Origin of the sequence: Lacibacter cauensis (assembly GCF_007830055.1) — a bacterium.
Taxonomy (GTDB): Bacteria; Bacteroidota; Bacteroidia; order Chitinophagales; family Chitinophagaceae; genus Lacibacter; species Lacibacter cauensis.
Map to the genome: position 1 here is coordinate 236,776 of NZ_VLLE01000002.1, position 13,246 is coordinate 250,021.

The 13,246-nt window shown below is 41.2% G+C and carries 12 protein-coding genes and 1 riboswitch; of the genes, 4 read left to right on the forward strand and 8 right to left on the reverse strand.

What is annotated here, in order from left to right; genetic code table 11:
* Nucleotides 1-167: 167 nt before the first annotated feature.
* From IQ13_RS01085 to IQ13_RS01095, 3 genes are all read left to right on the forward strand, one after another.
* Entirely contained in the window at nt 168-749 is a 582-nt protein-coding gene (locus IQ13_RS01085; protein ID WP_144883651.1) for a DUF3347 domain-containing protein, read from the forward strand.
* A 223-nt stretch (nt 750-972) separates the two neighbouring features.
* On the forward strand, nt 973-3,339 hold the full coding sequence (locus IQ13_RS01090; protein WP_144883653.1) for a TonB-dependent receptor: 2,367 nt from the start codon (nt 973-975) through the stop codon (nt 3,337-3,339).
* 290 nt (nt 3,340-3,629) lie between these two features.
* Nucleotides 3,630-4,022, forward strand: a complete 393-nt coding sequence (locus IQ13_RS01095; protein ID WP_144883655.1) for a GreA/GreB family elongation factor — start codon at nt 3,630-3,632, stop codon at nt 4,020-4,022.
* Between the two features lie 96 nt (nt 4,023-4,118).
* Here the strand turns inward: IQ13_RS01095 and IQ13_RS01100 are convergent, their stop codons facing one another.
* A complete protein-coding gene (locus IQ13_RS01100) occupies nt 4,119-5,090 on the reverse strand; it encodes a 5,10-methylenetetrahydrofolate reductase (protein ID WP_144883656.1) in 972 nt (323 codons plus the stop codon).
* A 174-nt stretch (nt 5,091-5,264) separates the two neighbouring features.
* Here IQ13_RS01100 and IQ13_RS01105 point away from each other — a divergent pair, with 174 nt between their 5' ends.
* Entirely contained in the window at nt 5,265-6,509 is a 1,245-nt protein-coding gene (locus IQ13_RS01105) for an MFS transporter (RefSeq protein WP_144883658.1), read from the forward strand.
* Between the two features lie 32 nt (nt 6,510-6,541).
* Here IQ13_RS01105 and IQ13_RS01110 read toward each other — a convergent pair whose 3' ends face one another.
* From IQ13_RS01110 to IQ13_RS01140, 7 genes are all read right to left on the reverse strand, one after another.
* Complete coding sequence (locus IQ13_RS01110; RefSeq protein ID WP_144883660.1) at nt 6,542-6,730, reverse strand: hypothetical protein; 189 nt, start codon at nt 6,728-6,730, stop codon at nt 6,542-6,544.
* Between the two features lie 30 nt (nt 6,731-6,760).
* Nucleotides 6,761-7,084, reverse strand: a complete 324-nt coding sequence (locus tag IQ13_RS01115; protein WP_144883662.1) for a DUF7677 family protein — start codon at nt 7,082-7,084, stop codon at nt 6,761-6,763.
* 56 nt (nt 7,085-7,140) lie between these two features.
* Entirely contained in the window at nt 7,141-7,686 is a 546-nt protein-coding gene (locus tag IQ13_RS01120) for a transposase (RefSeq protein WP_199758144.1), read from the reverse strand.
* Between the two features lie 258 nt (nt 7,687-7,944).
* On the reverse strand, nt 7,945-8,418 hold the full coding sequence (locus tag IQ13_RS01125; RefSeq protein ID WP_144883664.1) for a hypothetical protein: 474 nt from the start codon (nt 8,416-8,418) through the stop codon (nt 7,945-7,947).
* Nucleotides 8,419-8,586: 168 nt separating this feature from the next.
* Nucleotides 8,587-9,192 carry a hypothetical protein gene (locus IQ13_RS01130; RefSeq protein WP_144883666.1) on the reverse strand — a complete coding sequence of 202 codons (606 nt, stop codon included), beginning with the start codon at nt 9,190-9,192 and terminating at the stop codon, nt 8,587-8,589.
* A 146-nt stretch (nt 9,193-9,338) separates the two neighbouring features.
* A complete protein-coding gene (locus IQ13_RS01135) occupies nt 9,339-11,735 on the reverse strand; it encodes a ribonucleoside-diphosphate reductase subunit alpha (protein ID WP_144883668.1) in 2,397 nt (798 codons plus the stop codon).
* A gap of 96 nt (nt 11,736-11,831) precedes the next feature.
* Entirely contained in the window at nt 11,832-12,803 is a 972-nt protein-coding gene (locus IQ13_RS01140) for a ribonucleoside-diphosphate reductase small subunit (protein WP_144883670.1), read from the reverse strand.
* Nucleotides 12,804-12,920: 117 nt separating this feature from the next.
* Nucleotides 12,921-13,195, reverse strand: a riboswitch (cobalamin riboswitch).
* Between the last annotated feature and the right edge of the window lie 51 nt (nt 13,196-13,246).

The window sequence follows — 13,246 nt, forward strand, 5'->3', positions numbered from 1 at the left end:
ATAAGGTTTAAGTACGGGGAGAGAGGTAAGAAGTACGATGTATGCGGTACGAAGTACGAAGTGTGCGTCCTGAGCGGAGTCGAAGGGCGGGTAAGTCAATCGAGCGTAGTCGAGAGTGACGTAAAAAGTTGAGAAGGTAGGTCTTATCTTTGCCCAAAATTTTTTGTATGAAAAAGACTTTGCTTATCCTCTCTGTTGTTTTATTGGTGGTGGCCTGTAAAAACAAAGATGAAAAATCGGAAGAAACAACCGCAGCTCCCGAACAACCCAAAGCAGCAGGCTATGCGTACAGCGAAACCTTTAACCAGTCGATGACGAATGTGCTGAATGCGTATTACAACCTCAAAGATGCGTTTGTAGCAAGCGATACTGCAAAAGTGAATACAGCTGCAGTAGCTTTAAAAGGTTTGCTCGACAGTTTAAAACTGGATGAAGTAAAGCAATTCGATAGTCTTGGTTTTACAAGTATTGATGGCCGTGCAGGCGATGTGGCTGCAGAAATCAGTGGTATGCTGGGTGAAAAAGAACTGGAGAAAAAACGTGAATCGTTCGAAATGGTTTCGAATGCATTTTACGACATGGTACGTGTGATCAAACCAACCGGTGCCACCATTTACTATCAATACTGCCCAATGGCATTCAACGATAAAGGAGCCTACTGGCTCAGCAGTGCCGACAGCATTATGAATCCTTACTTCGGTAAAAAAATGCTCACCTGTGGTGAAGTGAAGGAGACGTTGAAATACTAAGATGATTGATGAGTGGGGAGCTGGTAGCTATTAGCCATTAGCCGATAGTTGGTAGTTGATAGTCTTTCGATCATTCACTTTTAAAATATCACACTGTCTATCCCCTCCTTGGAGGGGCGGCATGTTGTTACACATGAGAATGATTGATGGGTTGGGTTGTTTCATTTAAACAAAAACACCGTTTGCTTGTAATAGAGGGGACTTTAAAACAGGACATAGCCGCATGCATCATTTATTGAAACCTATCATTTCACTGCTCATTTGTTTTGCAACAGTCGTTTCGGCTACCGCACAAGAGAAATTCACCATCAGCGGTTATGTAAAAGACAGTACCAGCAATGAAACCATTATTGGAGCCACCATCAGCGTTCAAGGGCGCACCAAAGGCATCAGCTCTAACCAATACGGTTTTTATTCCATTACACTCGATAAAGGCAATTACACACTCACAGTTTCGCATGTGGGTTTTGTAGCCAAAGAAATTGTGCTCGATTTAAAAAGTAATACCCAGCTCAATTTCGATCTTGCTCCACGCATTGCCATTGCGCAGGAAGTGATTATCTATTCCAAAAAGCGTGATCTGAATGTGAAGAGTGCACAGATGGGCAAGTTTGAACTGAGCATGAACCAGATCAAGGCGGTGCCGGCATTTGCAGGAGAAGTAGACCCGATTAAAGTATTACAACTATTGCCCGGTGTACGCAACGCAGGCGAAGGCAACAGCGGGCTGTATGTACGTGGTGGAGGCCCCGATCAGAATTTAATGCTACTCGACGATGCAGTGGTGTACAATCCCGGTCACCTGTTTGGTTTCTTTTCAGTGTTTAACAGCGATGCGTTGAAGAACGTGAGTTTGATTAAAGGAGGCATGCCTGCTAACTACGGTGGCCGCATCAGCAGTGTTGTAGATATTGCCATGAAGGAAGGCAACAACAAAAAATTCCAGGTAGAAGGCGGTATTGGTAATGTGTCTTCCCGTGTTTCTATTCAAGGTCCGGTTGTAAAAGAAAAAGCTTCATTCATTATATCTGCGAGACGAACGTATCTCGATGTGTTGGTGAAGCCTTTTATTAAAAAAGAAAGTGCGTTCTATGGCAGCGGTTATTATTTCTACGATCTCAACACCAAATTCAACTATAAATTTTCGGAGAAAGACCGCCTGTATGCCAGCGGTTATTTCGGAAGAGATGTGTTTACCTTCAACAACAAAGAACGCAGCTTTGGTGCACGCATTCCCTGGGGTAATTCAACAGGAACGATACGGTGGAACCATGTGTTCAACAGTAAATTATTTTCCAACACCTCGGTTGTATGGAACGATTACCAATTTGCCTTCGGTGGTAAACAAAGTAATTTCGAAATCAATCTTAATTCAGCCATACGTGATGTAAGTGCGAAGATTGATTTTGATTATTACCCTGTCAACAATCACCAGTTAAAGTACGGCATCAACTATACGTATCACAAATTCAATCCGCAAACTGCCAGTGGAAAAAGCGGTGACATTTCGTTTGAACCACAAACAGTCAACAACAAGTTTGCACATGAAATGGCAGCGTACGTGATGGATGATTGGGAGGTGAACGATGCATTGAAAATTAATTACGGTATCCGCTATACAGCTTTTCAGCAGGTTGGTCCGTATAAACTGTTTGTAAAAGATGCAGATGGCAATAAGCTCGACAGCACCGTTTATGGCAGAGGCGATAACATTAAAACCTATGGCGGTTTAGAACCACGTGTAACGATGCGTTATGCATTGGATGATGAAACATCGTTGAAAGCGGCAGTAACACGTAACCTGCAGTTTATTCATTTGGTAAGTAATTCGGGTACAACCTTGCCAACCGATATCTGGGTACCGAGTACGTACAGGGTTAAACCACAGATCGGCTGGCAGTATGCCGCAGGTTTCTTTAAAAACTTTAAAGACAATATGTGGGAAACATCGGTGGAAGTGTATTACAAAACCATGCAGAACCAGATCGAATACAAAGAAGGATACACGCCGGGTATTGGTGACCCTGAAGAAAGTTTTGTATTCGGAAAAGGGTGGAGTTATGGTGCTGAGTTTTATGTAAACAAAGCAAGAGGCAATTTCACAGGATGGATCGGTTATACGCTTTCATGGACGTGGCGACGTTTTGCCGATTTGAATGATGGTCAAAAATATCCCGGCCGTTACGATCGCCGGCACGATCTGAGTATTGTTACCAATTACCAGCAAAACAAAAAATGGCGTTATTCGGCGGTGTTTGTCTTTGGCACAGGCAATGCGTTTACACTCCCTGAGCGTTTCTTTTTGGTTGATGGTGTACTAACGCAGCAGTACAGCCGCATCAATCAATACCGTTTACCTGCCTATCATCGTTTAGATCTTTCGGCTGTGTACACACCGCAACCTAAGAAAGTAAAGAAGCTGAAAACAGAGTGGGTGTTCAGTGCGTACAATGCCTATAGCCGTCAAAATCCTTATTTTATTTACTACGATCAGCAAGGCAATCCGCTGCAGGGTAATTTACAAGTGGAAGCAAGACAGGTATCACTGTTTCCGATTATACCCAGTGTAACGTTGAATTTTAAATTGTAGAATTTGCTACAATGACTCCAACTCGTAAGCTTGACCTGACAGGTTTATGTTCATCGTGCAGTTAGCATTTAATCTGGTAAATGGTAGTGAAAGCTTAACCTGTCAGGTCGAATCCGTTTTTTAATAGCATCCTTCACAAGTTCATAACATTTACAACAACAGGATGCAGTTATCTTTGCCGTTTATGCATTACTGCAATACATACGCATTTCTCTTTCTTTCACTTAACCCTGTTGGTTGTATTTAACCGATAGGGGCGTTTTATTTTTCATTTTTTAAATACAGTCATTATGAACAACGAATTGAACCCTGTGGTTCTTTGCGAAGAAGATTTTTCCAAGCTGAAACAATTGGTATCACTTTCCGGTTCTGCTAAACAAGACGAAATGAGTCTTGCACATGAAATAGCCCGTGCTATTGTTGTGAAGAACGATTCGTTTCCACCCAACACCATTCGCATCGGATCTACGGTAAGTATTGAAGATGTGGAAACAAAGAAGCTGCATGAGTTTACGATTGTGATGCCTTCTTTAGCTGATATTAAACGCAAGTTTGTATCGGTACTGTCGCCCATGGCTGCTGCCATCATCGGCTTCCGCAAAGGTGAAGAAGTGGTGTGGAAAATGCCGTCGGGCTTAAAACGTATTGTTATTAAAGATGTACAAACACCCTTACCGGCCTGAGCAATACAAACAACAAACTGAAAGCAAAAAATAAACCCTTTGTTGCATCAACAAAGGGTTTATTTTTATTCTGCTTTAAAAAAAACGAGTACGCTGTTATACGTTTGCTGCAACAATCTTTTCAGCAGTAATTGGTTTGCGTTCTTTCTGCAAACGAGCTGCTATGTTATTGAGTATTTCTGTTGCGGCATCAATTTCATCTTTTTTGTTCGAAATACTTTCTACATTAAATCCAATGGGTATCTGTTTCTGAGCAGCAAATTCTAACAGTTCATCTGCAATCAGGATCGATGTACGCACGGATGTTTCTAAAATGTCTTTTGCATGTTTCAGATCGTTGTACAACCACTTGGGTACTTCAATGCCCAGCCATTTCATAAACTCCAGCGTTTTGATTGAGCCACAGGGACTGAGGGTAAAGAAGATGGGTTGCAATTCGTACTTGTTTTCAATGGCATCGTAATAATAATCGGAGAGGAGGTTTTTCGATTCGTACACATTGTACACGCATTGCGATACAAAGAAGCTGCAGCCTTTTGTTGTTTTCGAAAAAATGCGTTGGTGTTCATCGCCTTTCTTCGAGTGGCGTTCAGGAATTGTTATGCCGCCGAGCAATAAATGCTGGTGCTGATCTTTTCGCAAATCGTAGGCATCCGTCAACGCAAAATTCGTTGCGGCTATTTGTGCACTGGATGATGCACCCACAAACACAAAGTTCTCCAGGTCTTTGTTGTTGCTCAACCACTCGTTAAAGCTTTCTTTTGTCTGGTTGGCAATGCTTTTATAAATGATGCCCGGCACCTTGATGCCGTTGAGATAATACCTGAAATATTCTTCGGGCGGAACAGTCTGGATAAATGGAAACGTACGTTGCTCATTGGTACGTTCACTTTCATCCTGTATATCGTAGAGGATCAAGCCGTCAATTGCAAGGTTGTTGATGCGGTTGATCTGCTTTTCGGCAATGGTCTGCAGTTTTTCTGCTGCTGTGGTGATTTTCGGCGGTGCAAAGCTGTACAGCAATAGTCCGTTTTCCCGGGCGGCAATTTTTTCTTTTAATGCTTTCATGCGTTGTATAAACAGTTCGTTTCGATTGTAAGAACAGGCAAAGGTAGGTGCAGACAAGCAAACGAATGATAGGTAAAGAAGAACGGAATCAAATCCTTTTTTGGCAGGAAGTTTAAACAACAGCGAGAAAAAATATATTCATTCGATTCGTTAGCTTGCAGCCCAATTTTATTCATGCAAACAACCCGACGCTCTGTTTCTACAAAAGAAGTAATTGTGTTTACTTCCTGTTCCATGATACTCACTGCACTGGGTATTGATATTATGTTGCCGGCGTTGGGAGCGATCCGTCAGCATTTTGGTTTACCCGATAACAGTCCGGCCACTGCTAACCTGATCTCTTATTTTTTTATGGGACAGATTACGCAAATCTTCTTTGGTTATTTAACCGATAGGTATGGCCGCCTGCCTGTTTTACGCATTGGTTTTGTTATTTATATTTTTTGCGGTATTGCAACGGTATTTGCACCTGCTCTCAGCATGATGCTGGTGCTGCGGTTTTTCAGCGGCATGGGAGCAGCAGCAGTACTTATGACGGCCATTGCTTCTGTGCGAGATCAGTATGCCGGAAGTGAAATGGCCAGGGTGATGTCGTTTGTATTAACCATTATGTTGCTTACACCGGTCATAGCACCTGCGTTGGGATCGTTTGTATTGCAGCACTCATCGTGGCAGGTGGTATTTCTTATACCGCCGTTGTTTGCTATTCCGGTTTTTATATGGTCATTCCGGTTAACAGAAACACTTCCTGCAGAGGCACGGTTGCAAACAAGCTTTCTTAAAAGCATGCCGCAGTTATGGTATGTACTTACCAACCGACTGTTTATGCGTTACTGCATTACAGCCACCATCATCTTTTCTATTCTTACTGCTTATGTTTCCAGTTCGGAACGGATCATTGGAGAGTTGTATCTGCAACCTGCGCTGTTTCCCTGGATATTCGGAACAATCGGTGCAGTGATGGCCGTGTTTGCGTTAAGCAATTCTTATTTTACCAAACGCTTTGGTGCGAAAAGAGTGTTGCGCTTTTTTCTTACGGCCTACATGCTGGTATCGCTGTTGTTTGTTGCATTGCATTTCATTATCGATAATCCTCTTCCGCTCTGGTATTTTGTTGTGTGTATTGGTTTGTTGATGTCGTTTACTGTAGCCGCCGATCCCAACGGCAGTGCATTAGCCCTTGAGCCAATGGGGAGCAAAGCAGGTATTGCCGCTTCGGTGTATGGAACCTTGTTTTTCTTTATCGGTTCGTTGATTGGCACAATCATCAATCACTTTATGATTGCGAGTGTATTGCCATTAGCAATTGCAGCGCTGATTGTGAGTGTTGTTGGGATGATATTGGTGTTTAGTGAACCTAAAAATTTTTTACCAAAAACGATACGCATGCATCAAAGCAGAGTAATTGGATTCGGCTAATCAGGTTGAGTCCAAGTTATTTCACCTATATATCACCGGTCAATAGTAAATATAAACTGGCCATTGAGCTCATAATTTGTGCCATCAGGTTTTACAAATTCAACTTCATAGCTATCGTCGCTCCAAATTTCAAGTACAACACCTGCCATTCCTTTGACTATTGCTAGATTGACATCTTTCCCAAGTGTGAAAGTATCATATTGTTTTATCTTATACTTCATCTTCTTGTGCTTTAGGTGACGACGGAAAATTCAGCTATTAATATCTTTCAAGGGTGGGGGCTCATTAAGTTCTACTTCCCAGTGTTCATATGGAGGCACAACCACAAATGACGGATCGCAATAAGATCGCAAGTAATCTGTAGCTCTTTTTTCAGCATATTTAGCATTCAATACATTGCCATTTTCATCAATCTCTATCACATTAGCATAAATGGCAAACACCTGCTCAATTGCACTCGGTTCTTCTCCATACAGTGGTAAGTAATCTATGCCTTCAAGCGTGTATTGAGTTCCACTTGCCATAAAGTATGCAAATGTTCTTAAAGCGCCACTGAACGAGTTACTTAGTTTCATTTTGATTGACTTTTTTTATCGGTTGGTGTCTCCACCAACCGAAACAAACATACCAGTTATTCATCATAATGCGTCAGTATACCAAACTCATTCTTTCCTGTTAGATAGAAATCGGCGCTGCTCCATCGATAACGTTCAGGCAAATCTGCAAGATTCCATTTTTCTTGAATTGGATTATTATGAATGTAGTCAAGCTTTTGCAGCAATGCTTTTTTCGAACTGATTACAATAGCTAATGGATCCCGTTTCCAAAACTGGAAAGCTCGATCTGTTTTCTTTGAATGATAGTTCTGCAAAGATTCCGGATCTTTGATAGTAAGTAATTGCTTAAACCGGTGGGCTGTAAACTTGGCAAAGCTACCGGCAGGGCTTTCTTTTCCGTTAAGATCGTTCATCATCCACAACAGGTGAATATGATTTGGCATGATGACATACCCGTAAATAGTTATGAGTTTTCGTTCGGTTAAATATTTCCATGAATCAATGCAGATTTGTTTACATTCATCATCAGCCAATAATGGTTTAAAATCCTGGATTGTATCTGTATAGAAATAACAGAGTGCGGTTTCCATTTGGCCTTGTCTGGCATGTTGTAGGTGCATGAATTAAATTTACAACATTCTGGTTTCGGTTGGTGGAGACACCAACCGATAAGAAAATCATCAATCACTTTATGATAGCGAATGTGTTGCCATTAGCAATTGCAGCGCTTCTTGTGAGTGTTGTTGGGATGATATTGGTGTTTAGCGAGCCAAAATAAAACTGATAAGTTGTTTTAATTGTTGGTGTTTTCAACAACTAAAAATTTATGCCTTTATTTCGGTTGGTGAAACGCCAACGGATAAAAAATAGGCTGTTGATTATTGTTGTGTAAATTTTGATGCAGTTAATTGCAATAGTTCCATCTTAGTGTTAAGCTTAATTTTTTCAATTTTTAAATCTAATATTTCAGACGGCGTATTTTGCTCAACTTTTATTTTTGAAAGAAAAGTTGATAATACTGATTCTACGTTATTTTCAGTTGTGAACTTGATACCATTAGCTGTGTTAAAAACAACGTGATTAATAATGGTATAAATAAAGAGCCTGTCCCAAATATCATTTCTATTGAAAGAAAGATTGCTTAGAATGCCTTCAAAGTCCATCTCTCTTTTACCATGAATACAGTTCATGGTTTTTATCAAAAGAGATTTTGTTCTTCTTTTCACTAGCTGAAATTGTAGTTTGTCAAATAGATTTCCACCTGACAGTAGGCTGATTTTACCTTCATTGCTCCATAAATTGACATAACAAAAATTCATTAAAAAACTTCCTGATGGGTTTATTCTTATCATGATTGAAAAGTTTATAGTGCTTTTGTTCACCCGGGGTTTCATCGAGTGGGCACTTTTTGTAGGCGAGTCTTCTGCAAAGGACTCGCCAGAATTACTTTTTCGTTTCCATTATACGACGAGTCTGTTTCACCATGTACGCTTGTAAACCGGTTGGCAAAAAAATATTAACTAAGTGCTGTACTTTCTCAAAAATAAATTTACTCCTTGCAGCATCAGGGAAATTTTGCTTTTGTCACAAACTAAATCCCATTCTCCGTGAGCTGCATGGTTTCTAAGACCAGCCCATGATGTGATGTCTTTAAAGTCTTGCTTAGTTATTAATTCTGCTTCTTTAAGAATTTTGGTATATGTATCAATACCAGGTTTTAAGTTCCCTAAATCTAAATTTTTATCTTCCACCCAATTTCTCAGAAATTCTTCAAGTGAGGCTCCTATTAAAACACAAGCAGCTGCAGAATGAACACCTTTTGTGTCTAACAATTGATTGGCTTGTTCTAAAATATCAGAGACTACATCCATTTGAGCTTTACGCTCAATAGAAATGCCATCTGTAAGTCCATTCTCTAAAAATGTAATAAAACCTTTTAAAATCATTTTAGCAAGAGCCGCATTATGCTCATGCGAGTTTTTGAAATTGTTTACCTGTTTGTAAAACGAACTTTTTTCACCTGCATAGATTCGCAAAAATTCAAGAATGCTTACATAGGTAGAGGGTGCAGGTTGGTTGCTATTTGCTAAATTCTTTGCTGCATTTATTAGAAATGGTTTATCCATAAAATTGATTAATTATTGCTTATCTACTAAATTATACGACAATTAATGTAAAACCAAATTTCTCAATCGTTGTTATCACTCCATAAACAAAAACAAAAATCCCCTTGCTTCATCAACAAGGGGATTGCAAATTTATACAACAACAATTACGAACCGCAACTGATACAACCATCCTGCATGCTGCAGGTAGGGCCATCAACCTGTGTAGGTTCAATGTCGGTGGTTGTTTGTGCGTTGTTTGTTTTTTCAGTTGAAGGAATCACCGGGCTGATATCTGCACTTGCCTGTTTCTCTACTGTAAACTGCACCGCTTGCGTTGCCGCTTGTGTACGCAGGTAATACATACCTGTCTTCAAACCTTTTTTCCATGCGTGGAAATGCATCGAAGTCAATTTAGAAGCAGTCGGATTATCAACAAAAAGATTCAACGATTGCGATTGACAGATGTACGCTCCACGATCGGCAGCCATATCAATGATATTGCGTTGCTTGATTTCCCAAACTGTTTTGTACAGTTCTTTAATATCAGCCGGTATTTCATCAATATTCTGGATAGAACCGTTTGCTGCAATGATCTTGTTCTTCATCGTATTGTTCCACAAGCCGAGGCTTACCAGGTCTTTCAGCAAATGCTTGTTCACAATAATAAACTCACCACTTAATACACGGCGTGTATAAATGTTGGAGGTGTATGGTTCGAAACATTCGTTGTTGCCAAAGATCTGCGAAGTAGAAGCAGTAGGCATTGGTGCAACCAGTAAAGAGTTTCGTACGCCATATTGTTTTACTTCTTCTTTCAGTGTAGCCCAATCCCAACGGTCGGTTGGTGTAACACCCCACATGTCGAACTGGAAAATTCCTTTCGATACCGGTGAACCTGCAAAGGTTTCGTAAGGCCCTTGTTCTTTCGCAAGGTCTTTACTTGCTGTCATTGAAGCAAAGTAGATGGTCTCGAAAATATTTTTGTTCAGCATTTTGGCGAGGTCGCTTTCAAACGGCAAACGCAGTAAGATGAACACATCAGCCAAACCCTGTACACCTAAACCAATCGGGCGGTGACGCATGTTGCTGTTCTTTGCTTCTTCAACAGGGTAGTAGTTGTTATCAATAATCTTGTTGAGGTTCTTGGTTGTTTCGTACGTTACCTCGTATAATTTTTCATGATCAAACTTTCCATCAATCACAAAACGGGGGAGAGCCAACGATGCAAGGTTACATACCGCCACTTCATCAGGACTGGTATATTCCATGATCTCTGTACACAGGTTCGAACTCTTGATGGTACCGAGGTTCTGTTGATTTGATTTGCTGTTGGCCGCATCTTTATACAGCATGTACGGCGTACCTGTTTCAATCTGCGATTGCAGAATAGCAAACCAAAGATCCTGTGCCTTGATGGTTTTTCTTGCTCTTCCTTCGGCTTCGTATTGTGTGTACAGCTTTTCAAACTCTTCGCCCCAGCATTCGCTTAAGCCGGGAGCTTCGTTGGGACAGAACAAACTCCATTCGCCGTTTGCTTCCACACGCTTCATAAACAGATCACAAATCCACAATGCATAGAACAGATCTCTTGCACGCATTTCTTCTTTACCATGGTTCTTGCGCAGATCGAGGAACTCAAACACATCGGCATGCCATGGCTCGAGGTAAATAGCAAAAGCGCCTTTGCGTTTACCACCGCCCTGGTCTACATAACGGGCCGTATCGTTAAACACACGCAGCATGGGGATGATACCGTTGCTGGTACCGTTGGTGCCACCAATATAACTACCCGTTGCTCGGATGTTGTGAATAGCCAAACCTATACCACCTGCACTCTGCGAAATTTTCGCCGTTTGTTTCAGCGTATCATAAATACCATCAATGCTGTCTTCCTTCATGGTTAAAAGAAAACAGGAACTCATCTGTGGTTTCGGCGTACCTGCGTTGAAGAGTGTAGGTGTTGCATGCGTCATCCAGCGTTCACTCATCAGGTGATACGTTTTGATGACGCTGTCGATATCGTTTTTATGAATGCCTACAGCTACACGCATGTACATGTGCTGCGGACGTTCTGCAATTTTTCCGTCGATTTTTAAGAGGTATGATTTTTCCAGTGTTTTAAAACCGAAATAATCAAATGCAAAATCACGATCGTAAATAATGGTGCTGTCTAACAACTCTGCATGCTCTTCAATAATCTGCATCACATCATCTGCAATCAACGGTAATTTTTTACCGGTTGCTTTATCAACATAGTTGTAAAGATTCCGCATGGTTTGCGAAAAACTCTTGATGGTATTCTTATGCAGGTTGCTCACGGCAATACGTGATGCAAGAATAGCATAATCCGGATGAGTGATGGTTAATGAAGCAGCTGTTTCTGCTGCCAGGTTATCGAGGTCGGTTGTAGCCACACCTTCGTAAATACCTTCAATCGTTTTTTTGGCAACATCAATAACGTTCACCATGGGGCTGAGACTGTAACTCAACTTCTCAATCCTTGCGGTAACCTTATCGAATTTTACCGATTCTTTTTTGCCGTTCCGTTTTACTACAAACATAATGGGGTGTAAGTTTTATAATGAATGATGTCTGATTTCTGATGTATGATGTCTGATGGTTTTAAATCCGACATCAGCCATCATACATCCTACATCTTAAAAGTCCTCGTCTGTTGAAAACACCTGCGTATCCTTTCCGCCCATCACACCTGCTTTCTGGTAATCGCCTACACGCTTCTCAAAGAAGTTGGTTTTACCCTGCAGTGAAATCATTTCCATAAAGTCGAATGGATTGGTTGCGTTGTACACTTTTGAATAACCAAGCTCTGTTAACCAACGATCGGCTACAAACTCAATGTATTGCTGCATCAGTTTCGCATTCATACCAATCAATGCCACCGGCAACGCTTCGGTGATGAATTCTTTTTCGATGGTTACAGCATCGGTAATAATGGTGCGCACCTGTTCTTCACTCAGTTTGTTTTGCAGCATGCTGTAGAGTAAGCAGGCAAATTCGCAATGCAAACCTTCATCACGGCTGATGAGCTCGTTGCTGAAGGTGAGGCCCGGCATCAGTCCACGTTTCTTCAACCAGAAAATAGAGCAGAAACTACCGCTGAAGAAAATACCTTCTACTGCAGCAAATGCAACCAGGCGTTCCGCAAAATTTCCGTTCTCGATCCAACGCAACGCCCATTCTGCTTTTTTCTTTACAGCAGGTACCGTGTCGATAGCGTGGAAGAGTTTATGTTTTTCCTGCGGATCTTTAATATAGGTATCGATCAGCAAGGCGTATGTTTCGCTGTGAATGTTTTCCATCATAATCTGGAAACCATAAAAACATCTTGCTTCGGGCAACTGCACTTCGCTCATGAAATTAACAGCGAGGTTCTCGTTTACGATACCATCACTTGCTGCAAAAAAAGCGAGTACATGCGAAATGAAATGACGTTCGCCTTCGTTGAGGTTTTCCCAATCTTTCAGATCACCACTCAAATCAATTTCTTCAGCCGTCCAGAAACTGGCTTCGTGCTGCTTATAATGCTTCCATATTTCAGGATAGTTAATCGGCAGAATAACAAAACGGTCTTTGTTTTCCTTTAACAGGATTTCTTCTTCGTGCTGCATAATTGCTTCTTTACATTTTAAATTCGGAAGACGAGTATAGTGCTGACAGGACAGGCCACAACAGAAGTGGCGAATACGATCAGTCAATTACTTTTCTACCCGAAAGCTTTGTGACTTTAACTTGTTCATCCTCCGGCAGGTCTTCTGACTTGTTCGCTGTTGAACACCTTCCCATCCAACCAAGTGGTAAGACAGTGGCTTGTAGATTCAACAGGTGAGTGGTGAGTTGTGAATAGTGAGTGGGATTCCGATCAGAGAATCATTCACTATTGACCATTGACCATTCACATTAAGAACTCACAGCTACGGGGATAGCTCAGGATTTACACCTGATTCCCTTTTAATGCAATGTGCTGGAAAGCATATTGTCAACCGAAACGGACTGTAAAATAAACCCCATTCAGTTGAATGAACAGAAGTTGTTATTCACGTGATGTTGAAAA